A 25,497-nucleotide genomic window follows, 5' to 3' on the forward strand; every position below is an offset into this window, starting at 1 on the left:
AAAATCCCCAATAATCTTGGGGATTTTATTTTATCTAAAATTCAAATTTTCTAACGGCTTCTAGAGTTTTATCAATTTCTGCATCTTGGATCGCAGCGGAGATAAACCAAGTTTCGTAACCACTTGGCGGAAGATAAATTCCGTTTGCTAACATTTGTTGAAAGAAGTTATTGAAAACACAAGTGTAAACCGAATCGTAGGCTTCTTGGAAGTTCGAAACTTTGTTGGTTTCAAAGAAGATGGACATCATACTTCCTTTTCGGTTGATGCGATGTTTTAAGCCTTTTTCGTTAAGAATTTTTCCAATTTCGAAATCTAAAGTTTCAGTTGTTTTATTGATTTTGTTATAAAAATCTTTATCAGATTTAATCAACTCTAAGGTTGTTAAACCAGCACGCATCGCCAAAGGATTTCCACTCAAAGTTCCAGCTTGATAGACTGGACCGTTAGGCGCTAAAAAATCCATAATTTCTTGTCTAGCTGCAAATGCACCAACTGGCATTCCGCCACCGATAACTTTCCCGAATGTTACAATATCAGCGTCAACACCAAAAGTTTCTTGTGCGCCACCAAAAGCCAAACGGAAACCCGTCATCACTTCGTCAAAAATCAATAAAGCGCCATTGTCTTGACAAACTTTTTTAAGATTTTGAAGGAAATTATTTTCTGGTAAAACACAACCCATATTTCCTGCTACAGGTTCTACGATAACAGCTGCGATTTCGCCTTGGTTATGACGGAAAATATCAGCAACATTTTCGATGTCGTTATAAGTAGCAATTAAAGTATCTTGCGCCGTTCCTTTGGTAACACCAGGCGAATTTGGATTTCCGAAAGTTGCAGCGCCACTTCCAGCTTTTATTAAAAACGAATCCGAATGTCCATGATAACAACCATCGAATTTGATGATTTTATCTCTTCCTGTAAAACCTCTAGCCAAACGAATGGCACTCATACAAGCTTCAGTTCCAGAAGAAACCATACGGATTTGGTCGATATTCGGAACATTGTCGACGATAAGTTTTGCAATTTCGGTTTCTAGTTCGGTTGGTGTTCCGTAAGAAAAACCATGTTCTGCTTGTTTCTGAATTGCTTCTAAAACAACTGGATGTGTGTGTCCCAAAATCGCAGGTCCCCAAGAGTTGATGTAGTCAACGTAAGTGCGATCATCAGCATCTGTAAGGTAAGCGCCTTTCGCAGATTTCATAAAAATAGGAACGCCTCCAACAGATTTGAAAGCTCTTACAGGCGAGTTAACACCACCAGGAATATACTTGTGTGCCTCGTCAAATAAGGCAGAACTTCTTTGATATAACATGTTTTGTTATGAATTTATTATTGTCTGAAAAACTGTTTTTAATTAATCAATCTAAAATCCTAAATCTAAAATCGTCAATTAAAATTAGCTTCTCGGTTTTTTATTTTTAAGATAGATCACTTGCCCAACGCGTGGTTGCTGACCTTCGTCCATTCTGTTTTTAGAATAAAGTTTGGAAAGTTTAATCCCAAATTTCTGAGAAATGTCGTGCATATTTTCACCAATCTCAGCTTTGTAAGTATCAACATTACCAGAAGATGACTTTTTGTCTAAGAAAACAATGTCATTTTTCTTCAAAGTATTGCTATTAAGCTCATTGAATTTAATGATTTTCTTTTCGCTAATTCCGAATTTTTTAGAAATCGTTGCAACGTCTGTATCTACTGGAACAACAAAAAACTTCATACCACCATTTGGATGATTTTTCACCAAAATATTTTTAAGTAAAGCTGGAGCAGAAAGTGTCTCGCTCTGTTTGTTGACGTCTTTTTGATATTGCGCGTAAGATGTTTGCTCATAAGTTGCTTTAACAGTCGGAGGCGTTACTTTAGAATTGGCTTTGTTTTGGTCCATTTGTGCCATAAAAACCGCATCATTATTAAGTGCAGGATATAATTTTAGAACGGCGTAATAGACTTGATCTGTCGACGTATTATCAAATTCGTAGAGTTTGTATTTTTCGATTTTATCAATCAAAATATAAGCATAACGTGGATTGGTCGCGTAACCCGCTTTTTTGAGACCATGTGCCCAAGCACGATAATCTTTCATATCCAGATCAAAAAGCTTGGTGTAATATTTACGAGTTGACAAGAAAATAGAATGATCTTCGTAAGATTGACGTGGATCATCATAAACGCGGAAACATTCGTTAGGTGCGTCATCCGTATGCTTCATACTTTTACCAATCCAGTCTTCTTTACATTTGATACCGAAATGGTTGTTGCCTTGTTGAGCCAATCGACTTTGTCCGCCGCCAGTTTCTAAAAGGCCTTGCGCTAAAGTTATACTTGCTGGGATTTTATATTTTTCCATTTCTTCGACCGCGTATTTCGCAAATCGTTGGATGTATTGATCTTCCGTTTTCCAAGTTTGTGCTTTGGCAAATCCAAGCGTCATGATACAAACTAAAGCAAATATTCTCTTCATAATTGTTTTAAGTTTCAAAATTTTTAAAAGAATTAAAACTGAATCAATGTTTTATTCTTCTTTTGAAGTTGTTGGTTAGCACCCGCTGTCGCTTGCAATCCTCCAGTATGAAATGCTAAAATTTTTGTCCCTTTTTCGAAATAATTATTATCGATAAGTTGCAATAATTTTTGCATCATTTTTCCGGTGTAGATTGGATCTAGCGGAATTTGATATCGTTTATAAAAATCATTTATAAAACGAATATTATCGTCTGTTATTTTGCCATAACGCGCTTCCAAGGCATTTACTAATTCAAAATTTGATTGTCCTGACCAATTTTTAATAAGATTTTCGAGGCTGTCGTCTTGGACAACTTTTATTCCGATAACTTTTTGATGGAGTTCAGCAAATTTTGAAATCCCAGCAATCGTTCCACCTGTGCCAACTGCACTGCAAAGATAATCAAAATCTTTAGTATGCTCATTGAGCATGCATTGGATGCCTTCAACTGCCAAATTATTACTTCCTCCTTCTGGAATGATCAAAGCTTCTGGAAAGTTTTGTTTTAAATTTTGGCTTAAAAAAGATTTGTTGCGATAGCTTTCCCTTGAAACAAAATTAAATTCCATTCCATTATTAAAAGCTTGATAAAGAGTAGGATTGTCGTGGATTTTATCTTTTAACTCTTCACCTCGAATAATGCCAAGACTTGGGATGTTTAAAGTTTTTGCTAAAGTTGCAACCGCCGCAATATGATTGGAAAAGGCACCACCAAAAGTGATGAGTTTTGGATTTTTTGGATTTTGTTCCAAATAATATTTAACATTGTAAAAAAGCTTCCAATACTTGTTGCCAGAAATGTCAGGATGGATGAGGTCTTCGCGTTTTATCCAAAGTTCCACACCATTAAAGTTTCCAATCTTCTCAATTGGAATATTGTGCTCGGTTGTCAGCATATTGAGAGCTCGTTTAAACATATTGAAAAAAAATCCGCAACTAAGTGCGGATTTAATTTATTTTGTTTTGTTAATGATTGTCTTAACCGCTTCGATTACTGCGTCCGAATCAATTTTGTATTTCTTCATCAACTCAGCTGGCGTCCCAGACTCACCGAACGTATCGTGTACTGCAACAAATTCTTGAGGCGTTGGTCTTCTTCTCGCCAACATTCCTGCAACAGATTCGCCCAAACCACCTAGGTAATTGTGCTCCTCAGCCGTTACAATTTTACCAGTTTTTTCAACAGACTTTAGAATGATTTCTTCATCCAAAGGTTTGATGGTGTGGATGTTGATAATTTCACAAGAAATGCCTTCTTTTTCTAAAACTTCCGCTGCCAAAAGACTTTCCCAAACCAAGTGACCAGTTGCAACAATCGTCACATCTGTACCTTCTTGCAAAAGAATACCCTTACCGATTTCGAAAGGCATATCTTCTGGAATGAAAACTGGAACTACAGGACGTCCGAATCTTAAATATACTGGACCCTCGTGTTTAGCTGCTGCCAAAGTCGCTGCTTTAGTTTGGTTATAATCACAAGGATTGATTACTGTCATACCAGGAAGCATTTTCATCATGCCGATGTCTTCCAAAACTTGGTGTGTTGCGCCATCTTCACCCAAAGTAAGACCTGCGTGAGATGCTGCGATTTTTACATTTTTGCCAGAGTAAGCGATAGATTGGCGGATTTGGTCGTATACACGAGATGTTGCAAAATTCGCGAAAGTCCCAGCAAAAGGGATTTTTCCGTTGATGGTAAGACCTGCTGCCATACCCATCATGTTAGCTTCTGCGATACCAACTTGGAAGAATCTTTCTGGTGCTTTCTCAATGAATTTTTCCATTTTAAGAGAACCAATAAGGTCAGCACAAAGTGCAACAACATTTGGATTGGTATCTGCTAATTCTGCCAAACCTGCTCCAAAGCCAGATCTTGTATCTTTTTTTTCTGTATATGTATATTTCATGAGGATTTCTTTTTTGTTTCGATTATTAGATGTTTAGTAGTCTGTGATTTCGTCAAGTTGAAGTTGCTGAAGTGCACTTGCCAATTGCTCATCGTTTGGCGCTTTACCATGCCAAGCGTGAGATCCCATCATATAATCGATACCTTGTCCCATTTCTGTATGTAGAAGAATAGCAACAGGTTTTCCGTTTCCAGTTTCCGATTTTGCTTTTTCTAAAATTGCGATAACTGCTTCTAGGTCGTTTCCGTTTTTCTCTTCAAGAACCAACCAACCGAAAGCTTCTAGTTTTGCATGAAGATCACCAAGGCTTAATACATCATCTGTATCGCCATCGATTTGTCTTCCATTGTAGTCAATAGTTGCGATGATGTTGTCAACTTTTTTAGCTGCGCCATACATCAAAGCTTCCCAAATTTGACCTTCTTGTAATTCGCCATCACCGTGAAGTGAATACACAATTGACTTGTCACCATCTAACTTTTTAGCTTGCGCAGCGCCCAAAGCTACAGAAAGTCCTTGTCCTAAAGAGCCAGATGCTACACGAATACCAGGAAGTCCTTCGTGTGTTGTTGGGTGACCTTGTAATCTAGAATCAAGCTTTCTGAAAGTTGCTAATTCTGTTACTGGGAAGAAGTCAAATCTAGCTAGTGTACTGTAAAATACCGGAGAAATATGTCCGTTTGATAAGAAGAATAAATCTTCGTTTTTACCTTCCATTGTGAAAGGCAAGTTGTAGTTCATTACTTTTCCATAAAGGGCTGTGAAGTATTCTACACATCCTAGAGATCCGCCCGGATGTCCACTGTTAACTGCGTGAACCATTCTTACAATGTCTCTTCTGATTTGTGTACTCAAGCTTTTTAGCTCTTCGATATTTTTACTCATTTTTAAATTTTTTCGTGTTGCGAATTTACGATTTTTGTTTTTGTTTTCGAAACTTAACAGGTGTTACTTGCTTGTTAATTTAGACTTTAGCAACCTTCGTTCATTCCGACCATGATTTCTACAACAATATTGTTTTCCATCACAAAAGTTAAGTAAGTGCCAGCATCGTAATCATTTAATGTAAAAAAAGATTGTTTGTCATTTTTGCCGTTTTCATCTTTATATTGATGAACTTCGAAATTTGCATAATTTCTATAAGTGTCGATAAGTTGATCCCTTGTATTACCAACGCCCATTCCGCTTTTTGTTTTGAATTTTGGACTTTTCGTTTTAAGTGAATAGACTTGCTTTTGCATTGGTTTGTTTTCGTCAACCCATTGGTCCATCAATGTCACATCAACATTTTCTCCATTAAGACTAACCTTGTTGGTTTTTTCGTAATCTTCAAAAGTTTGAAGCGCTTTTTTTGCAATTTTATCAGCTTCAGTTTTTGGCATAAAGACTTTTAGGTCACCAATTCTTAAAGTAGAAACTTCAAAATTTTGTGCAAAAATAAATTGACACATTCCTAAAAGAAAAAAGATGCTAAGCTTTTTCATGTTCGATTGTTTTATTGTTTTTAATTAAATATAATCCGATGAAAGTTAGTAGTCCGTTTAACACAATTAATTCAACACCGATGCGGTAATACGTATAATTGGTTACAAGATAATTGATAACGTAAGTCAAAACTGGCGCGATTAAAGTTACCGCTAAAATGCTTCCTTTTTTTGAAATTTGATATTTAGTAAAGATTCCAAAAGCGAATAATCCTAGAAGTGGTCCATAAGTGTAACCTGCAACTTCCATGATGAGATAAACGATGGATTTGTCGTTAATTGCTTTAAAAATCATAATTAAAATAAAGAAAACTACTGTAAAAGTTAAATGTACCTTCATACGAAGTCGTTTTTTCTCTTTTTCAGATTTTGTTTGGTCTTCATTAATGTTAAGAATGTCGACACAATAAGAACTTGTAACGGCTGTTAAAGCACCATCAGCAGAAGGAAACAATGCCGAGATAAGTCCAATAATAAAAATCACCGAAATAAAAATCGGGAAATAACCTTGCAATGACAAAGCAGGGAAGAGGTCGTCACCCATAATGTTGTTAACATTTCCTGCTGCATCTTTCATCCCGAAAAGGTTTTGTATCGTTTCTTGTCCGTTAACCAATTTGGTGATTTGTGCATATTCAGCACCGTTTTGTAACGCAAATAGGTATAAAAGTCCACCTAAAAATAAGAATGCAAAATTCACAATCAACAATGTTCCTGCAAAGGTCAACATGTTCTTTTTTGAGTTTTTAAGATTGTCGACAGAAATGTTTTTCTGCATCATCTCTTGGTCAAGTCCGGTCATCGCAATCGTGATAAACATACCGCCAATAATGGTTTTTAAGAAAAATGTTTTTGAATTAATATCGGTGTTGATGAGGTGCGTGTAGTTTTGTTTTTCTAAAAGCGTATAAGCATCGCCAATCGAAATATTAAGATGGTTAAGAATGTAAATAATACAAGCTGCCAAGCTGATAATCATAAACGAAGTTTGCAAAGTATCCGTGATAACAATGGTTTTGACACCACCTTCAAACGTGTAAAGCAACACCATTAACAATAAAACTAAAGCCGTTAACCAAAACGGAATTCCGATTTGTTCTAACAAGAAAATTTGCAAAACATTAACTACCAAATATAATCTTGCTGTCGCGCCAATTGCTCTCGAAATAATAAAAAATACTGAACCAATTTTGTGCGCTTCAACATTGAATCGTTTACCTAAATAGGTGTAAATCGAGGTCAAATTCATGCGGTAATAGAGCGGAAGCAAAATAGCTGCAACGATGAAGTAGCCTATGAAAAAGCCAACAACCATCATATAATATTCGAAGCCACCAAACGGATAAGCGCCGTCCGTCATCTTACCAACTGTACCTGGAACCGAAATGAAAGTTACGCCCGAAAGACTCGTCCCAATCATCCCAAAAGCAACGAGCCACCATTTACTTTTTTTGTTCCCGATAAAGAAAGATTGATTGTCAGAATTACGGCTTGTAAAATAAGAAATCACGAGTAATCCGATAAAATATGAGAATACGAATAGTAATAATAAAGTTGCAGAACTCATTCTTAAAATTTAATTAAAAAACAAAAGTAAACTTTTGCCACGATTTATTATCATACATCAAGTAGCTTTTTTAGTTATATTACTAATTTTGCAGTTCATTTTAAAACTCAATTATTATGAAAAAATTATTCTTATCTCTTATGTTAATGTATGCCGTGACAATGTCATTTGCGCAATCAACTTGGACAATTGATCCAATGCACTCTTCATTTAATTTTAATATCAAACATATGGGAATTAGCTTTGTACAAGGGCGTTTTGATAAGTTTGATGCTTCAATTTTAACAAGTGATGCAGATCTTAAAGATGCAAAATTTGATTTTACAATTGATACCAATTCTATTGATACCGATGTTGAGCCTCGTGACAAACATTTGAAAAGTGCTGATTTTTTCGATGTTGAAAAATTCCCAACGATGACTTTTAAAAGTACATCGATCCACAAAGCAAAAAATAACGCTTATGTGTTGCAAGGTGATTTAACAATAAAAGGTGTGACCAAGCCAATTGTTGTGACTTTAACTTATGGTGGAAAAACTAAAGATCAACAAGGGAATGAAAAATTAGGTATCCAAACTAAGTTTAAAATTAATCGTTTTGATTATGGTGTAAGCTATGATCCATCAGGAGCAGCTGTCGGTAAAAATGTTGACATCACTGTTTTTGCAGAGTTTACAAAAAAATAATTTTTTAGTTATTTGTGTGTGAATCCGTTTCTTGAAATTCTCGAGAAGCGGATTTTTTTGAATTATAAACTTTGTTAAAAATTAGTTTTAAATAGTTATTGATGTTAATTTTGCAATGATGAAGACTTCGATTTTGCACCGACGATTCTTTAAAAGCTTGAGCATTTTATGTTTAAGCCTTGGTATTCTGGTGGCATCTTGCGGTATCAAAATCGCATTGACGCACAGTCTAAATATCGAAAACTATTGCGGACAAAGTCTTAAATCGGTTAGCTCTTGTAGTTTTGCTGCTTTAGAAAATAAGCAAGAAAAGTTTTCTATTCAACAGAAGAAATCGGAAGATTTAAGCTTCGATTTTAATTCAAAAATTCATTTTCAAGAACATCAACAATTAGAAAATTCTAATGTTGATTTTCCATTTTCGCGATCTATTCCGCTGTATATATTGTATCAGCAGCAGCGTGATGCACTTTTTTCATAATTTTTTATTCGTTTTTTTCTACTTAAAATTTGAATTGATATTCAAGTTAGAAACTCTTTTAAAATAAATTATTATGAATCCGAAAATTAAAAATATAATGAAAAAATCATTCAATATTACGTTGATTGGACTTACGTTGTCCATCGTTTTTGTCCCAGAAGTTAAAGCTTATGCCCAACAAGGTCTTATGAAGTTAGGCTTTTTCCAACCAAAATTAGAATTACCAGCCGAAATTACGGGAAATGCGAATGACCCAAAACTCGTAAAAGAATCTAATTTTAAAATGTCTTTTGTTGATGTAAAAGGAAAATCTTTAAGTCTTGAAGAGCTAAAAGGAAAAGTTGTTTTTATGAATATTTGGGCAACTTGGTGTGGACCTTGTATTGCCGAAATGCCTTCTATCCAAAAGCTTTATGACAAATTTAAAGATAAAGAAGATATCGCTTTTGTGATTTTGGAAGCAGAATCTAACAAAGACAAAGCGGTCAAATTTATGACTAATAAAAAGCTCGATTTACCGGTTTATTTCCCAACAGGAAATATTCCATCAGAGTTTTTCCGAGGAAGTCTACCAACGACGGTTATCTTCGATAAAAATGGAAACGTTGCACATATCACAGAGGGAATGGCAGATTATTCTGGTGACGATATTGTTGACTTCCTTAACGAAGTCCGCAATATGAAATAAGAAGCGTATTTAAAAGCTAAATCCGAGTTTAATGCTCGGATTTTTTATTTTGTAGCATGAGGTTGCTGATCCACCAAAGTCCTACAGCTGCAATGGCAAGGATAATTCCTGAGCCAATCCATAGTGTATTAAAACCGAGTTCGCTGGCAACATTAGTTCCTAAAATCGGTGTGATAATGAATGAAAACGAAAATGCCATCCCATTAAGTCCCATGTAAGCACCTTTGTTACCGCCTTCAGATCGCATCGCTGTAACAGTTGACATAAATGGAAGTGCTAAAATTTCACCAACACTCAAGATTGTCATCGATAATAACAAGGTGAAAATATGATGATCAAATGCCAGTAACGAATACGAAATTCCGCATGCCAAAGCTCCAACAAATAAGGTTTGTCCAATTGTAAAATGCTTTTCTGCAAAGTTAACAATCAACATTTCTAAAACAACGATGATAAAGCCACTATAACCTAAAATGTATCCAATGCTGGTTTGGTCGAGATGCGCAACTTCTTTATAAAAAATAGGAATTGTATTAAAAAATTGGAAAAAACAAATTGAGAATAACATACAAAGCAATGAAAATATAATGAATTTCAAGTCTTTGTAAGGTGATTTTCCAACTGGTTTTATGTTGTCCTCTTTTTTTCTAAGTTTTTGCTTAGCTTTAAAAATGATGTTTCTTTTTCTAAAAAATACAACGTACATTATGCCTGCAATAAGTGCTGCAACAGTGTTTACACCAAATAAAAAGTTATAAGAAATCGCCGATAATATTCCGCCCAAAGCTGGACCAATTGAGAATCCAAGATTAATCGCCATTCTGTTTAATGAAAAAGCTCGCGTTATATTTTCTGGTCTAGCATATTTTGTGATCGCAACAGAATTGGCTGGACGAAAGGATTCGCTGATGATGCTTTGTATTAAAATAATAGTCATCATTCCTTCCAAAGTTGGAAAAAATGGAATGAACATAAATAGCGGCGCACTCAAGAACAAACTAAAACTCTGGACACGGTATTCTCCAAGTTTATCTGTGAGATAACCGCCAATCCAAGAACCGATAACCGAACCAATGCCGTAAAACATCAGTACTAATCCCGCTTCTTTTAATCCGAATCCTAAATTGTCTGTCATGTAAACACCTAAAAAAGGCAACACCATCGATCCTGATCTGTTGATTAACATGACAATCGATAGCATCCAAGCTTCTTTGGATAAGCCTTTGAAGGAGTCAACATATACTCTGAAAAGTCCCAATATTCTGTGTTTTTTGCAAAGTTAGGACTTATACATTGTAAATAAAACCGAAAGCGACCTCAATTTTGAAGTCGCTTTGTTAATATTCGTTAATGTTGATTTAGTAGGCTGTTTCGTGGACTTTAACCGCACGACCACTTGGATCATTCATTTTTTTAAAAGCTTCGTCCCACTCTAAAGCGATTGGTGTAGAACATGCAACTGACGGAACAGACGGCACACAAGATGCAGCACTATCACTAGGGAAATGTTCTTCGAAAATACTTCTGTAGCGGTATTCCTCCTTGCTCATTGGCGTGTTAATCGGGAAGCGGTATTTGGCGTTTGCCATCATGTCGTCACTTACTGTATCTTCAGCTACTTGTTTCAAAGTATCAATCCAAGAATATCCAACACCATCGCTGAACTGTTCTTTTTGACGCCAAGCGACACTTTCTGGTAAAAGATCTTCAAAAGCTTTTCGAAGTACCCATTTTTCCATACGATTAGGTGTAATCATTTTGTCTTTTGGATTGATAGTCATCGCAACATCCATAAATTCTTTATCCAAAAACGGAACACGACCTTCGATGCCCCAAGCCATTAAAGATTTGTTAGCGCGAAGGCAATCATAAAGATGAAGTTTTCCCAATTTTCTAACATTCTCTTCATGGAAAGCTTGTGCAGATGGCGCTTTGTGGAAGTATAAATAGCCTCCAAATAATTCGTCGGAGCCTTCACCAGAAAGTACCATTTTAATCCCCATAGATTTTATGGCTCTTGCCAAAAGATACATTGGCGTCGATGCACGAATAGTTGTCACGTCATAAGTTTCTAAATGATAAATAACGTCGCGAATTGCATCCAGACCTTCTTGAACAGTATATTTAACTTCATGATGAACCGAGCCGATATGTTCTGCAACTTTTTTTGCCGCAACCAAATCGGGAGAAGTTTCTAACCCAACTGCAAAACTGTGCAATCTTGGATACCACGCTTCTTGCGTATCTCCACTTTCGATGCGTTGACGTGCAAATTTTGCAGTAACTGCTGCAATAATGCTAGAATCTAATCCGCCAGAAAGTAAAACACCATAAGGAACGTCGCTCATCAATTGTCGATGGACAGCCTTTTCTAAGCTTTTTCTAATTTTTGTAATATCGGTTTCGTTATCTTTAACTTGCTCGAAAGATTCCCAATCGCGAGCGTAATGTTTTTGCGGTTCGTGACCTTTTGGGCTAAATAATAAATGTCCAGCTGGGAATTCTTCAATCTTGTTACAAAAACCCTCCAAAGCTTTTAGTTCGGAGGCAACATAATAATGACCTTGTTTATCCCAAGCTTGATAAAGAGGCACAATTCCCATGTGATCCCGACCAATGAGGTATTCATCTTTTTCGATGTCGTAAAGTGCAAATGCGAAAATACCATTCAACTTTTCTAAAAAGTCTTTTCCATATTTTTGATAAAGAGGCAAAATAACTTCGCAGTCAGATTTTGTTAAAAATCCATATTCTGGAAATTCTTTTCTAAGTTCTAGATGGTTGTAGATTTCGCCGTTGACTGCCAGAACCAGCTTTCCATCTGTTGAAAACAATGGTTGCTTTCCAGAAGTTGGATCGACAATCGCTAATCTTTCGTGTGAGAATATTACTTTTTCGTTTTGGAATATTCCTGACCAATCTGGTCCACGATGTCTGATTTTTTTGGACATTTCTAAGATTTGAGGTCTTAGTGTCTCTGTTTTTTGTTTTGCATCAAACATACATACAATTCCGCACATATTTCAATAGTTTTTGAATTTTTGATTAATAAATGTGAGTCAAAATTATAAAAGTGATTATTTTTATACAATAAAAATTTCAAGTACATTAATGATACGGCTAAAAATAAATTTTTTTTTAGGATTTTATTCGTTTTTTTAATTGAAATCTTAATTAATTGTGAATTATTTTTTTTCTTGTAAAAATTATTTATGCATAGCATGGTTTTAAAAAAATGGAAAAAAAGTTTGCATTTAATAAAAAATACGTTAAATTCGCCGACGTTAAGATTCTCGAAAAATTCTTTTTTCATTTCTTAACATAGATCAATGAATTGGAGTTTAATTACTCTTAATTTAGGATCTCAATAATTTTTTTCATCATTTGTGTTTTTGCCTCCACCTTATGTGGAGGTTTTTTTATGGCTAAATATTGATGAATAAAAGGATGTTAAGGAGATACTTGTTTAATAATCCTTTGGAGTTCTTGTTGTTCTTGAGGGCTCATTTTTTTCCAAACAAATCCATTTTTTAAGTACAGACCTATTTTTTGGGGAAAGATGCCCGCTTTTTGGTAATCGAGAAGATAATCGGGCGAAATTGCAGGTAATGCAGTGTCAAATGAGAAAGGATAATCTTTAACAATATTGAATTTCAGATTTCCGATTTGATAAGTTTTGTATTTATTTAATGAAAAAGTAGATGGACGCAATAATTGTTTTGCATCCCAACCTGTCATCATTTTTCCTAGACTAAAGCTTGGTATTGAATTTTGTAAAGTTTGCGGAATGCTTAAAATGATAATGGCTACAATCGATAAACTAATGAAACCTAATTTCGCAAATGAAAACCAAGTTTTAGCGAAAATTACAATCCCAGCGATTAAGAAAACATCCAAAAACAAACGATATTGAGCGGAAAATATAAGCACTAAAATATTTTTTAATAAAATACATCCGACTAATAGACTTATTATTTTTTTCTTTTTTAAAACTGATAAAAAAACGAGTCCAACAAGAGTTAACACAAATAATTTGTGGATAATGCCTTTGATGCCGTCAAGATTTAGCCAATTAAAAACATAATCTTTAAAACTGAATTTTTGTATATCCTGATAACTGTACTGTAAATCGTAGCTTAGCTCTGTGCTGGTTTGTTTAGAAAGTTCTAAAAGTATTGGATTTGGTTGCCAACTTAAGTCCAAATCTGGAAAACCAATAGGGAAAAATGGATGTCCAAACGTCCAAATGTTTTTTAAAAAATAGAGTAGGATTAAACAAAAGCCTGGCAATAAAGAAATAACCTTGTTGCGTTTGATAAACCAAAAATAAATGAAGGAAAAGATTATTAACCAGAAGGATGTAGGTTTTATAATGAATGTTAAACATGACAATAGAAACAAAAACTTTGCATGTCGCGATTGGCTGAGAACTTCTTTAACAATGATAAAACTTAATATCAAGGTTGGTAAATCTGGACTTGGCGATTGTGCAAAAACAAAAAATATTGGCGTGAAAACTAGACCGATCCAAGCTCGAGATTCGAAAATGTAGACTAGAAATACAATCAGTAAAAAAGTATTCAGTCTTAAATAAGGATCGATAAAATTTGAAAATCCCGTTTGTAAAATATGCCAAGGCGAATATTGTCCCAAAAGCATATCAAGATTAGAAATACCTTTGACCAATCCATATTCTTGTGTCCATTTAATTGTTGGAACATAATATCCAAAATGATCGAGAATGAAAGGGTAACAACTACCGACAAGCAATATTACTAACAAACAGAAATAGAAAAACTTTGACTGTCGTTTAAAAAAGATAAAAAACTTTTGATAGGCTTTAAAATAGATGAAAGAAATAATACCTACAATCGAAAAAACTATTTCTACTATATAATTAATAGGAACGAAAAAAGCAGCTAATGTCCAAATTGCTGTTGTAATCGAAAGTCCAATAAAAATATTAGTCGAAATTCTTTCTTCATAAAAAGGCAACAACTTTTGATACAGATTTCCTAATCCATAAAAGATAATAAGTAATAAAGTTGTTGTCAGCAGTAGATACAGCATAAAAAAAGATTGCCTAAAAATAGACAATCTTTTCATAAAAATATATAACTAACTACTACTTTCTTTGTACACGACCAGACTTTCGGTCTTCGGATCTACCAATGGTATAACCAGTTGCACCACCTACAACGCCGCCAATTACAGCACCAAGTCCTGGATTTTTCTTAGAAATAATTGCCCCAGCTGCAGCACCACCAACTGTACCAATAATGGTACCTTTAGCAGCAGAACTCATACCTTTTTTCTGAGGCGCCGTGGTTGTTGTACCAGAAGACGATCCAGCGTTAGAGCTACCAGATGAGCTGGCGTAACTATTATTGTTGTTATTGCTTGATGAGCCAGAACTTCTTTTCTTTTTAGTAGATGTTGACGTATTGTTAACAACGGCTTTTTTAGTCTCTTCAGCTTTTGCAATGCTATCTTTCATTTTTGTTTTTTCAAACTCCATTTTTTCTTTTTCGATAGCTAGCTTTTGTTTTTCAATGTCTAATTGTCGAGCTTGATATTCAATTTTTTGTTGCTCTAAAGATTTTTCAACCTGCTTATCTTGTTTATTACAAGAAACAACCAACATTATCGTAGCGAATCCGCTTAAAAATATCTTTTTCATAACAATCTCCTTTTATAATTATATCGTTATGATGTATAACGAAATAATTTTGTTTATCGTGTTAGCAATGACAATTACAATTCCAAAGTTGTTAAAAAGAAATGTTAAAAAACTTAAAATTTCTTAAATTAAATAAAAAAGCTCCGAATAATTCGAAGCTTTTAAAAGGTTTTATATTTTAGAATAACTCTTTTCTGATAATGTTTTGCGAGCGTTCTGGTCCAACAGAAACTAAATATACGTTGATGCCTAAATAATTCTCTATAAACTCAATGTATTTTTTAGCATTAGCAGGAAGTTCATCATAAGATCTTGCTTTTGTGATATCTTCTTCCCAACCTTCAAGCTCTTCATAGATAGGTTCGTAATTGTACAATTTAGTTGTTGAAGATGTGAAGTAGTCGATAACTTTTCCGTCTTCAGTTTTGTAATGTGTAGCAATTTTTAGTTTTCCGATATTTGATAAAACATCCAATTTCGTGATCACAAGATTATTAATACCATTGATCATACAAGCGTGTTTTAGCGATACCAAATCTAACCAGCCAGTTCTACGAGGACGACCAGTTGTCGCACCAAATTCACCTCCGATTTGACGAATATTTTCACCTAGTTCGTTGTCCAACTCTGTCGGGAAAGGTCCGTTACCAACTCTTGTTGTATAAGCTTTTGCAACCCCAATTAAGTTTTGTAAAGCTGTCGGCGGCACACCAGCTCCTGTACAAACGCCACCTGTCGATGGCGAAGATGATGTTACGTATGGATAAGTTCCGAAATCGATGTCAAGCATTAAGGCTTGTGCACCTTCGAACAAGATATTTTTGTTGTCACGAATTGCTTCGTTAATTTCTAGCTCTGTATCAACGATTCTGTCTTTTAACCTTTCACCTAAAGCAAGGAATTCATTATAAATTTCTTCAACATCTAAAGTTGGTTTTTCGAAATATTTTTCAAAAATTGAATTTTTTACTTTTAAGTTTTTTTCGATTTTTTCACGAAGAACTTCAGGGTTCAAAAGGTCAATCATTCGGATACCAATTCTAGCAATTTTATCCTCGTAGCAAGGTCCAATTCCTTTTTTTGTAGTTCCGATTTGTGTACCACCGTTTTCTTCTTCGCGGTAAGTGTCCATCAAGATATGATAAGGCATGATAACATGCGCTCTACGGCTGATGAATACGTGGTCAGTTTTTAGACCTTTAGATTCGATAGTTTCAATTTCTTTGATGAATGCTTTAGGATTAACAACCACGCCATTCGCGATGATGCATTTTCCTTTACATTGTAATACGCCAGAAGGCAGAAGGTGAAGTACGAATTTTTCCTCGCCTACGTATACGGTGTGACCTGCGTTATCGCCACCTTGGAAGCGTACAACATAGTCAGATTTTGCAGACAGAACGTCGGTTATTTTACCTTTTCCTTCATCTCCATATTGAAGACCAACAACTACGTAAGTTGACATATATTTTTACTTTTTTTATTAGATTTCTACAAATTTACTTTTAATTCAGTGCTTTACAAAATTATATTAAACCTAATTTTTAATTTATTTTTTATTAGTCGCTTGCTAGGTTTTTTTTCCGAGGAGAAAATCTTATCTTTGAGTATCAACATTAATATTTTAACACAATGCCGGAGTTTCTTCATCCCGATAAAGACAATTATTCGCCTGAAGAGTTGATGAGTGAGGAGCAAATTCGTCCCCAGACGTTTCAGGATTTTGCGGGACAACGTAAGACTTTAGAAAATCTAGAAGTTTTTGTCGCAGCAGCCAAAAACCGTGGTGCAGCTTTAGATCATGTTCTTTTGCATGGACCACCAGGTCTTGGGAAAACCACTTTGTCGCACATTATCGCAAATGAGTTGGGCGTTGGTTGCAAAATTACTTCTGGGCCAGTACTTGATAAGCCAGGAAGCCTTGCTGGTTTGTTGACCAACCTTGAAGAAAACGATGTTTTGTTCATTGATGAGATCCATCGACTTTCGCCTATTGTTGAAGAATATTTGTATTCTGCGATGGAGGATTTCAAGATCGATATTATGTTAGAAACTGGACCTAATGCTCGAAGCGTACAGATTGGATTAAATCCTTTTACATTGGTTGGCGCAACGACAAGATCTGGTATGTTGACAAAACCTTTGTTGGCGCGATTTGGGATTCAGTCGCGATTAGAATATTATAATATCGAATTGCTGTCAACAATTATCGTTAGAAGTGCCCGAGTTTTGGGTATTAAAATCTACGAAGATGCTGCAATTGAAATTGCAAGACGTAGTCGTGGTACGCCGAGAATTGCTAATGCTTTGCTTCGTCGTGTACGCGATTTTGCAGAGATAAAAGGTAACGGTGAAATCGAAATTAATATTACTAAATATGCTCTGGATTCTCTTAATGTTGACGAATTTGGTTTGGACGAAATGGACAATAAGATTTTGTTGACGATGATTCAGAATTTTAAAGCAAAACCTGTTGGTATCAGCGCTTTGGCAACTTCGATTGGCGAAAATCCTGAAACTTTGGAAGAAGTTTATGAACCTTATTTAATTCAGGAAGGTTTTATTATTAGAACGCCGCGTGGTCGGGAAGTTACGGAGAAAGCTTATAGGCATCTTAATTTAACCAAGCCTAAAAGTCCGGGCGAATTATTTTAAATTTAAATCAAATAAAAAATATATATGAAATTATATCCCATACAATGTGGAAAATTCAAGTTAGATGGCGGTGCGATGTTTGGCGTCGTCCCAAAATCTATTTGGAAACAAACCAACCCTGCTGATGAGAAAAACCTTATCGAACTCGGTACGCGCTCTTTGCTAGTTGAAGATGGTAAAAAATTAATCCTTATCGACTGCGGTCTTGGTAATAAACAAGATGATAAATTCTTTGGACATTATTCGCTTTGGGGCGATGATAGTTTGGACAAAAACTTGTCAAAGTATGGTTTCGTAAGAGAAGATATTACAGATGTATTTTTGACGCATTTGCATTTTGATCATTGTGGTGGCGCTATCGAATGGAATGATGACAGATCGGGTTATCGTCCTGCATTTAAGAATGCACATTTTTGGTCTAATGAAAACCATTGGGATTGGGCGGTTAATCCAAATCCTCGCGAGAAAGCAAGCTTCCTAAAGGAGAATATTTTGCCAATTCAAGAAAGTGGTCAACTTAACTTTTTGCCGATTCCTAAAACGGGAAATTATGGATTTGCGCCAGAATTGAAAATGGATGTCATCTTTGTGGATGGTCATACAGAAAAGCAAATGTTGCCTGTTATCCAATATCAAGAAAAAACGATTGTTTTTGCGGCAGATCTTATTGCGACTGCTGGACATATTCCGTTGGTGTATGTGATGGGCTATGATACAAGACCTTTGTTGACAGTAGCTGAGAAGGAAAAATTCTTAAAACAATGTGTGGATAACGAATATCTTATTTATTTTGAACATGATGCGCACAACGAATTAGCAAGTTTAAAAATGACTGAAAAAGGTGTAAGACTGGATCAAACTTATTCTTTCAACGAAGTTTTTGGTTATTAAAATGGAAGAACAAAGAACAAGGAATATCATTGGATTAACTGGTGGTATTGGCTCGGGAAAGACAAGTGTAGCTGAGATTCTTGAGAGCGAAGGTTTTGCAGTTTATTATTCTGATGATTGTGCAAAAGATATAGTTAATGAAGATGAAGTTTTAATTCAGAAAATAAAAGAATTACTAGGGGAGAAGGCTTATACTGACGGTGTATACAATCTAAAGTATGTGTCGGATATTGTTTTTAATGATAAATCAAAACTAGAGCAGCTTAATCATTTAATTCATCCTGCTGTGGCTATCGATTTTGAAAATTGGGTTAAAAATCATGATGCGAGATTTTTGTTTAAAGAGACTGCTTTGTTGTTTGAACTTGGACTTCATAAAAAATGTTTTAAAAGCTTGTTAGTTACGGCGGACGAAAATACAAGGATAAAACGTGTCATGGATCGTGATGGGAAAACTTATCGTGAAGTTGAGAAAGTTATTGAAAAACAAATGCCAGAGCGTGAAAAAATTAAAAAAGCGGATTTCGTAGTCTATAATAATTCGAGTTTTCAAGACTTAGAAATAGCGACTAAAGATTTTATTGAAAAGCTAAATTCACTTTAATTTCTTTTAAAATTTTAAAAAAAATAAAAGCCCTTCCAAAATCTGGAAGGGCTTATTTATTACTAAGAATTTATGTATTAATTCTTGATGAATTTAGTTTGAGATTTTTGACCATTAGATTCAACAGTGATAATGTATACACCTTTATCCAATTTTGAAACCTGAACTTTACCGTCTGTCGGACCATTTGCTACAACTTGACCAGCCATATTTACGATTTGGTAAGTAGATTTAGCTGTAATATTAGAAATGTTAATCATATCTGTTGCAGGGTTAGGATATACTTGTAACTTATTGTTAGCTTGTACATCATTAACTGCTAAAGTTCCTATATTAAGTGTGTAATCTTCAACCTGACCGTAATTGCTACTTCCACAAGGTGTTGCGTTAGGACCTAAAGAAGTATCTTGTAGACGAACTCTCATTCTTGTAGTTCCTGTAGCTGCAGTTGCTGGGATTGTAATGCTACCAGTCCATGGTGAAGTCTTTTTAGCAGATACTAATACTTGTTCACCTGCATCATCGAAGTCGCCATCTTTATTGTAGTCAATCCAAACAATTACTTGGTCAGACGAATAACTTGTACCCGAGAATTTAGCAGTGAAATCGTAAGTAGTACCTTTCGTCACATTACCTACAACGCTTGTGAAATCTTCATAACCAACTGTTGCAGTAGAGTTTTTGTTAATGTCTGCAAAAGTAACATTGCTAATACTTTCGAATGTTGCATTTCCTGCTGTAGCAGTACAATATTCTATGCCTTTTGTTGTAAAGTTATAGTTTGCAAATGCGCCAACTGTACCGTTACAAACTGCTGCTACACTAATGTCATAAGATGTATTAATGCTCAAAGAAGTTAAGTTGTATGAGTTTGTTGTTAAACCATTAGCTTCTATCCAGTTGCTATCACCAGCTTTTTTGTATTTGAAATTATAAGTCGCATTAGCAATCGGATCCCAAGCTGCTTGTGCAGATGTTTGGGTGATTCCGGTGGCTGTAAGACCTGCAGGAGCAGTTCCATCGCATCCAACCATTGACGATACCGTTACATTAGAGACTGCGTAGAATACATTTCCAATTGCAGAAACTCTTAATTTAATATTGCTTCCTGATGTTAAACTTGTTAAATCAGCATTTGCAGTTCCTGTATTTGGTGTAGAAGCAATTAATGTTGTCCAAGTTGTTCCATTGTCTGTTGTATAGTCTATTTTTACATTAGAAACATTATAAGGTGCTGCTGTTGTATTCACAACATCCCATTGGATTGGTGATGGTGCGTTGGTATATACTTTAGTAGTGTTAACTTTAAAAGGTCCATCGTTACCAACAGTTACCTTTTGAGCCCCAAATTGCGTTTGTTGTTGCTTAACATCAGGGTTGTTGTCTCTCACTGTTACTCGGAAATTCATAGGTCTTGCAACATTAGATACAGCTTCCCATTCAGTAGCGCTGCTTAGTGTACCAGCTAATACCATTGATAATTTAGGGAAGTATCTTGTTGGACTTGAAGTTCCCATTATTGAGCGGAACTTTGGTCCTTGTGTGTTATTTCCTGTAACCGTTGTAACAGCCGCTGTAGCACCATCATATTGCTCCCAAGTATAAATAAGAGCATCGTTTTCTGCATCAGTTGCAGAAGCTGTTAGTACGAAAGCAGTTCCTTTAGGGATAGTTACGTCTGGCATTGCTGCAATTACAGGCGGGTTATTAGTAATAGGTGTGTTAACATCACAAGCTTGCGTGTTAACATAATCCTGAACTTGTTTTACACTTATAGCGTGGAAATAAGGATCAGAGTGTTGTTGTACATTATAGCTGGTGATCCCAGCGTATCCCATAATTGTAGATCCTGATCCTGGTTCCATATGTGCTACACTGCCTGAGTGTATTCCGTGAGCAAAGGTATGCCAAGCACCAAATTGATGCCCCATCTCATGTGCAACATAATCGATGTCAAAACTATCTCCTGCTGGTGCACCAGATCCAGGTGAAGTATAAGCAGATCCTTTTGAAGTACTATCAGTCGGTCCTCCTGCATCACGACAAACATTACCGATATCTCCTGCAGAACCACCACCTCCAGATCTACCGAAAAGATGTCCTATGTCGTAGGCAGCATTTCCAATAACACTGGTTAAAGTTTTTTGGATTTCGTTATTCCAAGCTCCTGACGCTCCGGATGAGGCAGGAGAATAAGGGTCGGTATTAGGGTCAGTATATATTAATTGAGGGAAATCTTGCAAATTAAGATGGATTGCAAAATCTTTTTCAAAAACACCATTTACCCGGGTCATCGTAGCATTCATCGCTGTAAGCGCTTGTGGAACGCCACCGAAGTATTGCGTATATTCACCAGTTACAGATAATGCTAGTCTATAAGTACGGTATTTTTTGTCGCTATTCTTTTGGAAATCGTTAGCACGATTACTGAAATCCGAGTTTTTAGCCAATTTTTCAAGATCTTGTTTCGATGCAAAAGATTCATTTACCTTACATTCAAAAGCTTTTTCTGTAGAATTTTTATTTGTTTTTGGGAAAACAGCATATACAGTTTTTGCAGCATTTTGAGGCTCAATAAATTCGTACTTTCCATTTTGATAAAGCATCGACTGGAAGTCATTAGGAGCAGTACTAAATCTAACATACTTCGTAGGATCATCGACACCAACCCCTGTATAAGAGCCCAATTGGTATTTGTCGGCTAATGATTTTACGACTACAGGAAGACTGTAAACTGCAAATTTTTCTATTTTTCCATCCAGAGTGGGTAAGGATACAATAACTGGTTTCGCTCCCTTGCCCATCTCTTTAGCGCTTTTAAGTTGAGAACGTAAAGCTTCTAAATCTAAAGAATAATGTGTTGTAGCATTAATCTCTGGTCGAAGTTTTTCACCTTGCATAGAAGTCGGACTCCATTGTGCAAAAGCTGTAGTAAATAATCCGCAAGCTAAAACACTTGTAAAGATTTTTTTCATAAAAATTATTTTAGGATTGATGATGCTAAAATAATAAATATTATGTAATTTACAATAAAATAAAAAAAACGTTTAGAAATTCTAAACGTTTTTATCTTTTAAGTATATTAAAGCTTATCTTTTAGTAGTCAGTTTACTATAGATGAAGAGTAATAAAATAGCTCCTGCTATTGAGAAGACCCAATTCGAAAAGCTCCAAAAACTATCGGGTTTCACAAAACCAATAAGGTCAGCTATAAAGCCCCCTAACATACTCCCTAGTATACCAATAATAATGGTGATTAACCATCCTGCAGGATCATTACCTGGTCTTAACATTTTTGCAATTGCTCCAGCAATTAATCCAAAAATTATCCATCCTAGCCAACTCATAATTTAATTTTTTAAGTTAATATTTTGTGTGATTTTGTGTTTATTGGAAAAAATATTATTTCTTCTTAAAAAATGAGTCAACAAATTCCATACCATTGAATAGTTGTAGATCTTCCATCTTTTCTCCCACTCCAATATATTTTACAGGAATTTGAAATTGATCCGAAATACCGATAACCACGCCGCCTTTTGCTGTTCCGTCCAATTTGGTAACCGCTAAAGCATTAACTTCTGTTGCTGCTGTAAATTGTTTTGCTTGCTCAAAAGCGTTCTGTCCTGTAGAGCCATCAAGAACTAGTAAAACCTCGTGTGGTGCATCAGGAATAACTTTTTGCATAACACGTTTAATTTTAGAAAGTTCGTTCATCAAATTAACTTTGTTGTGTAGTCGCCCGGCGGTGTCAATAATTACAACATCTGCATTTTGCGCAACCGCCGATTGTACCGTATCAAATGCAACCGAAGCAGGATCCGATCCCATGGCTTGTTTTACAATTGGTACACCAACACGCTCGCTCCAGATAACCAATTGATCTACGGCAGCAGCACGGAAAGTATCGGCAGCACCAAGAAACACATTAAGACCTTGGGATTTGAATTGATGTGCCAGTTTCCCGATAGTCGTCGTTTTTCCAACACCGTTAACACCAACAACCATGATGACATAAGGTTTTTTGCTCATGTCAATATTCTCGGTTGAGGCGTGAGGATTGTCTAATAATAAGCCCGAAATTTCTTCTCTTAATATATTGTCAAGTTCGGATACGTTAACATATTTATCTCTTGCAACACGGTCTTCAATTCTTTTGATGACTTTAATGGTTGTCTCTGCACCAACATCGGAAGCGATTAGCACTTCCTCTAGATCATCCAGAACCTCGTCATCTACGGTACTTTTACCAACAACCGCACGAGAAATTTTATCAAAGAAACCTTCTCTAGATTTTTCAAGTCCTTTGTCAAGACTTTCTTTTTCTTCTTTTTTAAATATTTTTTTGAACCAACTCATTTCAGAGAATTTCGAATTTTAAATTTTGATTATAGATTTTGTGGAAATCGAATGTTTGATATTTGTTTCAGAAAATCTTTCCTCAAAGATAATAAAAAAACTACCCAAAAATTGAGTAGTTAATTTATACAATTACAAATCTTGTAGAATTATTTTTTCAAATAAGAATCTACGTCGTCTGCATTCATTACTTTTTCTTCGAAAACGTAAGCTCCTGATTTTGGAGATTTTACCATTTTCACAACTTTAGTCATCTTTTTAGATGAACCATCTTTAAGGGTTGCTACAACTTTCTTTGCCATTTTTAAATATCTTTAATGGATTAGATTACTTGATTTCTTTGTGTAGAGTGTACTTCTTAAGAACTGGGTTAAATTTTTTAAGCTCCAATCTTTCAGTAGTGTTCTTTTTGTTTTTGGTAGTGATGTATCGAGACATCCCAGCCATACCTGTTTCTTTGTGCTCTGTGCACTCTAGAATTACTTGAACTCTGTTACCTTTTTTTGCCATTGCTTAAAATTATTTAATAAATCCGTTTCTTACAGCTCTTTCAATAGCTTCTTCGATTCCAATCTTGTTGATTACTCTTAATCCGTGAGCAGAAACTCTTAGAGTTACATGCTTACCATGCTCAGGAAGAAAAAATTTCTTCTCTAATAAGTTAATTTCAAAACGTCTTTTCGTTTTGTTGTTTGCGTGAGAAACGTTGTTTCCTACCATTGCACGCTTACCTGTTATTTGGCAAATTCTTGACATATCTCGATGTTCTTTTTACTATATGATATTTGAGGTTGCAAAATAACGAATTTTTTTTCGCATTGACAAATCTTTTTTAAAATAAATAGAATATTCTATGTTAATTTTTTTTCAAGTTTTTATCAAAGTCCTTTTATTACGAGTTTTCAACAAAGAATTTGATGTTGTCAACCGGTGTTCCGAGCATTGCTACCTGTCCTTTTATTAGGATTGGACTTTCTATTAAATCTGGCGTTGTACGTAAGATTTCATAGATGTTATCGTCGGTTAAAGCTTCGATTTTGGCACCGATTTTTTCTTTCCATTTGTTGATTCTTTCTAAGAAATATTGCGGCTTAATATTTAGTTTTTTAACCAAATTTTTAAGTTCTAAAACAGATAATTGATGCGTCTTTAGATCAATTAATTGGAACTTGATGTTGTGCTCGTCCAAGTATTCGAGAATAGCTCGGGATTTCGGGCAATTACTGGTGTATATAACCTCTAACATGATAAGGTTTTTTTAGGATTTTTGTAATAATAAAGTGTCAATCTTCATTGTTGGCAGTTAGCCATATCCTTCAATTACCGAAATTTTGTCTAGAACAAACCGTTCAGTTCTCCGTCAATTCTTTCCAGAATGTAACCAAAATCTTCAGGTTTTTCAACGAAATCTAATTTGTCAACTTCGATAACTAGGAGTTTTCCTTCTTTGTAATTAGAAATCCAACTCTCGTATTTGTTATTAAGTTTTGACAAATAATCGATACTAATGCTTGTCTCGTAATCGCGTCCTCTCTTCGCAATTTGACGTACCAAAGTTGGTATTTCGGCTTTTAAATAGATTAGCAAATCTGGTGCCGAAACGAAGTCTTTCATCAAGTTAAAAACTGATAAATAATTTTTATAATCGCGCTCCGAAAGCAGGTTCATTTCTGCAAGATTTTCTGCAAAAATGTGTGCGTCTTCGTAGATCGTACGATCTTGGATAACGTTTTTTCCACTGTCACGAATCTCTTTAACTTGACGGAATCTGCTTCCCAAAAAGTAGATTTGCAATGCAAAAGACCATTTTGACATATCACCATAAAAATCGTCCAAATAAGGGTTGTGATCAACGTCTTCGAACTGCGCTTCCCACTCGTAATGTTTAGAAAGCATTCTTGTTAAAGTCGTTTTTCCTGCGCCAATATTTCCAGTTACAGCAATATGCATGATCTTATTTTGTTCTAAGTTATTGATTATTAAGCTTGA

At 35.3% G+C, this 25,497-nt stretch carries 26 protein-coding genes; 6 read left to right on the forward strand and 20 right to left on the reverse strand.

Annotated features, from left to right (window positions below):
- Positions 1-34 precede the first annotated feature (34 nt).
- The 7 genes from hemL to RT037_RS06395 all read right to left on the reverse strand — a co-directional run bounded on the left by hemL (position 35) and on the right by RT037_RS06395 (position 7,467).
- Positions 35-1,318: a glutamate-1-semialdehyde 2,1-aminomutase gene (gene hemL, locus RT037_RS06365; protein WP_313029050.1), complete on the reverse strand. Its 1,284-nt coding sequence runs from the start codon at positions 1,316-1,318 to the stop codon at positions 35-37.
- 84 nt (positions 1,319-1,402) lie between these two features.
- Positions 1,403-2,467: a glucosaminidase domain-containing protein gene (locus RT037_RS06370; protein ID WP_313029054.1), complete on the reverse strand. Its 1,065-nt coding sequence runs from the start codon at positions 2,465-2,467 to the stop codon at positions 1,403-1,405.
- Positions 2,468-2,499: 32 nt separating this feature from the next.
- Positions 2,500-3,426, reverse strand: a complete 927-nt coding sequence (locus RT037_RS06375; protein WP_313029057.1) for a 1-aminocyclopropane-1-carboxylate deaminase/D-cysteine desulfhydrase — start codon at positions 3,424-3,426, stop codon at positions 2,500-2,502.
- 36 nt (positions 3,427-3,462) lie between these two features.
- A complete protein-coding gene (locus RT037_RS06380; RefSeq protein WP_313029060.1) occupies positions 3,463-4,416 on the reverse strand; it encodes a transketolase C-terminal domain-containing protein in 954 nt (317 codons plus the stop codon).
- A gap of 33 nt (positions 4,417-4,449) precedes the next feature.
- Positions 4,450-5,301: a transketolase gene (locus tag RT037_RS06385; protein ID WP_313029065.1), complete on the reverse strand. Its 852-nt coding sequence runs from the start codon at positions 5,299-5,301 to the stop codon at positions 4,450-4,452.
- An 86-nt stretch (positions 5,302-5,387) separates the two neighbouring features.
- Entirely contained in the window at positions 5,388-5,900 is a 513-nt protein-coding gene (locus RT037_RS06390) for a hypothetical protein (RefSeq protein ID WP_313029067.1), read from the reverse strand.
- The gene (locus RT037_RS06395) at positions 5,887-7,467 is read right to left on the reverse strand and encodes a sodium:solute symporter (RefSeq protein ID WP_313029071.1); all 1,581 of its coding nucleotides are present in this window, start codon (positions 7,465-7,467) and stop codon (positions 5,887-5,889) included. The genes RT037_RS06390 and RT037_RS06395 overlap by 14 nt, the downstream gene beginning before the upstream one ends.
- Positions 7,468-7,583: 116 nt before the next feature.
- Here RT037_RS06395 and RT037_RS06400 point away from each other — a divergent pair, with 116 nt between their 5' ends.
- From RT037_RS06400 to RT037_RS06410, 3 genes are all read left to right on the forward strand, one after another.
- Positions 7,584-8,153 carry a YceI family protein gene (locus RT037_RS06400; protein ID WP_313029075.1) on the forward strand — a complete coding sequence of 190 codons (570 nt, stop codon included), beginning with the start codon at positions 7,584-7,586 and terminating at the stop codon, positions 8,151-8,153.
- A gap of 115 nt (positions 8,154-8,268) precedes the next feature.
- Positions 8,269-8,634 carry a hypothetical protein gene (locus tag RT037_RS06405; RefSeq protein ID WP_313029077.1) on the forward strand — a complete coding sequence of 122 codons (366 nt, stop codon included), beginning with the start codon at positions 8,269-8,271 and terminating at the stop codon, positions 8,632-8,634.
- A 97-nt stretch (positions 8,635-8,731) separates the two neighbouring features.
- Entirely contained in the window at positions 8,732-9,322 is a 591-nt protein-coding gene (locus RT037_RS06410) for a TlpA disulfide reductase family protein (RefSeq protein ID WP_313029080.1), read from the forward strand.
- 28 nt (positions 9,323-9,350) lie between these two features.
- Here RT037_RS06410 and RT037_RS06415 read toward each other — a convergent pair whose 3' ends face one another.
- From RT037_RS06415 to RT037_RS06435, 5 genes are all read right to left on the reverse strand, one after another.
- A complete protein-coding gene (locus RT037_RS06415) occupies positions 9,351-10,523 on the reverse strand; it encodes an MFS transporter (protein WP_409529547.1) in 1,173 nt (390 codons plus the stop codon).
- Between the two features lie 157 nt (positions 10,524-10,680).
- Positions 10,681-12,342, reverse strand: coding sequence for an asparagine synthase B (gene asnB / locus RT037_RS06420; RefSeq protein ID WP_313029085.1), 1,662 nt, complete (start codon positions 12,340-12,342; stop codon positions 10,681-10,683).
- Positions 12,343-12,772: 430 nt separating this feature from the next.
- Positions 12,773-14,392 (reverse strand): LIC_10190 family membrane protein, encoded by a 1,620-nt coding sequence (locus RT037_RS06425; RefSeq protein ID WP_313029090.1) that lies wholly within the window; start codon positions 14,390-14,392, stop codon positions 12,773-12,775.
- 55 nt (positions 14,393-14,447) lie between these two features.
- A complete protein-coding gene (locus RT037_RS06430; RefSeq protein WP_312323442.1) occupies positions 14,448-15,002 on the reverse strand; it encodes a YMGG-like glycine zipper-containing protein in 555 nt (184 codons plus the stop codon).
- Between the two features lie 178 nt (positions 15,003-15,180).
- Complete coding sequence (locus RT037_RS06435; RefSeq protein WP_079666084.1) at positions 15,181-16,467, reverse strand: adenylosuccinate synthase; 1,287 nt, start codon at positions 16,465-16,467, stop codon at positions 15,181-15,183.
- Positions 16,468-16,634: 167 nt separating this feature from the next.
- On the opposite strand from RT037_RS06435, the gene ruvB reads away from it, so the two are divergent.
- Genes ruvB through coaE form a run of 3 tightly spaced genes read left to right on the forward strand, consistent with a single transcriptional unit; the run spans position 16,635 to position 19,152 of the window.
- A complete protein-coding gene (gene ruvB / locus RT037_RS06440) occupies positions 16,635-17,657 on the forward strand; it encodes a Holliday junction branch migration DNA helicase RuvB (protein ID WP_312321825.1) in 1,023 nt (340 codons plus the stop codon).
- 24 nt (positions 17,658-17,681) lie between these two features.
- The gene (locus tag RT037_RS06445) at positions 17,682-18,548 is read left to right on the forward strand and encodes an MBL fold metallo-hydrolase (RefSeq protein ID WP_313029100.1); all 867 of its coding nucleotides are present in this window, start codon (positions 17,682-17,684) and stop codon (positions 18,546-18,548) included.
- Position 18,549: 1 nt separating this feature from the next.
- Positions 18,550-19,152 (forward strand): dephospho-CoA kinase, encoded by a 603-nt coding sequence (coaE, locus tag RT037_RS06450; protein WP_313029105.1) that lies wholly within the window; start codon positions 18,550-18,552, stop codon positions 19,150-19,152.
- Positions 19,153-19,229: 77 nt separating this feature from the next.
- Here the strand turns inward: coaE and RT037_RS06455 are convergent, their stop codons facing one another.
- The 8 genes from RT037_RS06455 to RT037_RS06490 form a co-directional block, all read right to left on the reverse strand.
- Positions 19,230-22,127, reverse strand: a complete 2,898-nt coding sequence (locus RT037_RS06455) for a reprolysin-like metallopeptidase (RefSeq protein WP_313029107.1) — start codon at positions 22,125-22,127, stop codon at positions 19,230-19,232.
- 114 nt (positions 22,128-22,241) lie between these two features.
- Positions 22,242-22,499, reverse strand: coding sequence for a GlsB/YeaQ/YmgE family stress response membrane protein (locus RT037_RS06460; RefSeq protein WP_313029110.1), 258 nt, complete (start codon positions 22,497-22,499; stop codon positions 22,242-22,244).
- A 55-nt stretch (positions 22,500-22,554) separates the two neighbouring features.
- A complete protein-coding gene (gene ftsY / locus RT037_RS06465) occupies positions 22,555-23,508 on the reverse strand; it encodes a signal recognition particle-docking protein FtsY (RefSeq protein ID WP_313029112.1) in 954 nt (317 codons plus the stop codon).
- 149 nt (positions 23,509-23,657) lie between these two features.
- The gene (locus RT037_RS06470) at positions 23,658-23,810 is read right to left on the reverse strand and encodes a DUF4295 domain-containing protein (RefSeq protein WP_312321832.1); all 153 of its coding nucleotides are present in this window, start codon (positions 23,808-23,810) and stop codon (positions 23,658-23,660) included.
- Between the two features lie 25 nt (positions 23,811-23,835).
- Positions 23,836-24,018: a 50S ribosomal protein L33 gene (rpmG, locus tag RT037_RS06475; protein ID WP_079666092.1), complete on the reverse strand. Its 183-nt coding sequence runs from the start codon at positions 24,016-24,018 to the stop codon at positions 23,836-23,838.
- A gap of 9 nt (positions 24,019-24,027) precedes the next feature.
- Complete coding sequence (rpmB, locus tag RT037_RS06480; RefSeq protein ID WP_079666093.1) at positions 24,028-24,264, reverse strand: 50S ribosomal protein L28; 237 nt, start codon at positions 24,262-24,264, stop codon at positions 24,028-24,030.
- Between the two features lie 136 nt (positions 24,265-24,400).
- Entirely contained in the window at positions 24,401-24,754 is a 354-nt protein-coding gene (locus RT037_RS06485; protein ID WP_313029118.1) for an ArsC/Spx/MgsR family protein, read from the reverse strand.
- A gap of 89 nt (positions 24,755-24,843) precedes the next feature.
- Positions 24,844-25,458, reverse strand: coding sequence for a deoxynucleoside kinase (locus tag RT037_RS06490; RefSeq protein WP_312321834.1), 615 nt, complete (start codon positions 25,456-25,458; stop codon positions 24,844-24,846).
- Between the last annotated feature and the right edge of the window lie 39 nt (positions 25,459-25,497).

The organism is Soonwooa sp. (genome assembly GCF_032062245.1).
In the GTDB taxonomy this organism is placed as follows: Bacteria; Bacteroidota; Bacteroidia; order Flavobacteriales; family Weeksellaceae; genus Soonwooa.

What these genes read in the sequence shown, in the direction of transcription:
- RT037_RS06390 (WP_313029067.1), bottom strand. Translation starts at nt 5,900, where the DNA reads ATGAAAAAGCTTAGCATCTTTTTTCTTTTAGGAATGTGTCAATTTATT.
- asnB (WP_313029085.1), bottom strand. Translation starts at nt 12,342, where the DNA reads ATGTGCGGAATTGTATGTATGTTTGATGCAAAACAAAAAACAGAGACA.
- RT037_RS06490 (WP_312321834.1), bottom strand. Translation starts at nt 25,458, where the DNA reads ATGCATATTGCTGTAACTGGAAATATTGGCGCAGGAAAAACGACTTTA.
- RT037_RS06455 (WP_313029107.1), bottom strand. Translation starts at nt 22,127, where the DNA reads ATGAAAAAAATCTTTACAAGTGTTTTAGCTTGCGGATTATTTACTACA.
- RT037_RS06460 (WP_313029110.1), bottom strand. Translation starts at nt 22,499, where the DNA reads ATGAGTTGGCTAGGATGGATAATTTTTGGATTAATTGCTGGAGCAATT.
- ftsY (WP_313029112.1), bottom strand. Translation starts at nt 23,508, where the DNA reads ATGAGTTGGTTCAAAAAAATATTTAAAAAAGAAGAAAAAGAAAGTCTT.
- RT037_RS06415 (WP_409529547.1), bottom strand. Translation starts at nt 10,523, where the DNA reads ATGCTATCGATTGTCATGTTAATCAACAGATCAGGATCGATGGTGTTG.
- RT037_RS06400 (WP_313029075.1), top strand. Translation starts at nt 7,584, where the DNA reads ATGAAAAAATTATTCTTATCTCTTATGTTAATGTATGCCGTGACAATG.
- RT037_RS06485 (WP_313029118.1), bottom strand. Translation starts at nt 24,754, where the DNA reads ATGTTAGAGGTTATATACACCAGTAATTGCCCGAAATCCCGAGCTATT.
- RT037_RS06385 (WP_313029065.1), bottom strand. Translation starts at nt 5,301, where the DNA reads ATGAGTAAAAATATCGAAGAGCTAAAAAGCTTGAGTACACAAATCAGA.
- RT037_RS06425 (WP_313029090.1), bottom strand. Translation starts at nt 14,392, where the DNA reads ATGCTGTATCTACTGCTGACAACAACTTTATTACTTATTATCTTTTAT.
- RT037_RS06380 (WP_313029060.1), bottom strand. Translation starts at nt 4,416, where the DNA reads ATGAAATATACATATACAGAAAAAAAAGATACAAGATCTGGCTTTGGA.
- RT037_RS06395 (WP_313029071.1), bottom strand. Translation starts at nt 7,467, where the DNA reads ATGAGTTCTGCAACTTTATTATTACTATTCGTATTCTCATATTTTATC.
- RT037_RS06430 (WP_312323442.1), bottom strand. Translation starts at nt 15,002, where the DNA reads ATGAAAAAGATATTTTTAAGCGGATTCGCTACGATAATGTTGGTTGTT.
- rpmB (WP_079666093.1), bottom strand. Translation starts at nt 24,264, where the DNA reads ATGTCAAGAATTTGCCAAATAACAGGTAAGCGTGCAATGGTAGGAAAC.
- RT037_RS06410 (WP_313029080.1), top strand. Translation starts at nt 8,732, where the DNA reads ATGAAAAAATCATTCAATATTACGTTGATTGGACTTACGTTGTCCATC.
- RT037_RS06445 (WP_313029100.1), top strand. Translation starts at nt 17,682, where the DNA reads ATGAAATTATATCCCATACAATGTGGAAAATTCAAGTTAGATGGCGGT.
- rpmG (WP_079666092.1), bottom strand. Translation starts at nt 24,018, where the DNA reads ATGGCAAAAAAAGGTAACAGAGTTCAAGTAATTCTAGAGTGCACAGAG.
- RT037_RS06370 (WP_313029054.1), bottom strand. Translation starts at nt 2,467, where the DNA reads ATGAAGAGAATATTTGCTTTAGTTTGTATCATGACGCTTGGATTTGCC.
- coaE (WP_313029105.1), top strand. Translation starts at nt 18,550, where the DNA reads ATGGAAGAACAAAGAACAAGGAATATCATTGGATTAACTGGTGGTATT.
- ruvB (WP_312321825.1), top strand. Translation starts at nt 16,635, where the DNA reads ATGCCGGAGTTTCTTCATCCCGATAAAGACAATTATTCGCCTGAAGAG.
- RT037_RS06470 (WP_312321832.1), bottom strand. Translation starts at nt 23,810, where the DNA reads ATGGCAAAGAAAGTTGTAGCAACCCTTAAAGATGGTTCATCTAAAAAG.
- RT037_RS06435 (WP_079666084.1), bottom strand. Translation starts at nt 16,467, where the DNA reads ATGTCAACTTACGTAGTTGTTGGTCTTCAATATGGAGATGAAGGAAAA.
- RT037_RS06375 (WP_313029057.1), bottom strand. Translation starts at nt 3,426, where the DNA reads ATGTTTAAACGAGCTCTCAATATGCTGACAACCGAGCACAATATTCCA.
- RT037_RS06405 (WP_313029077.1), top strand. Translation starts at nt 8,269, where the DNA reads ATGATGAAGACTTCGATTTTGCACCGACGATTCTTTAAAAGCTTGAGC.
- hemL (WP_313029050.1), bottom strand. Translation starts at nt 1,318, where the DNA reads ATGTTATATCAAAGAAGTTCTGCCTTATTTGACGAGGCACACAAGTAT.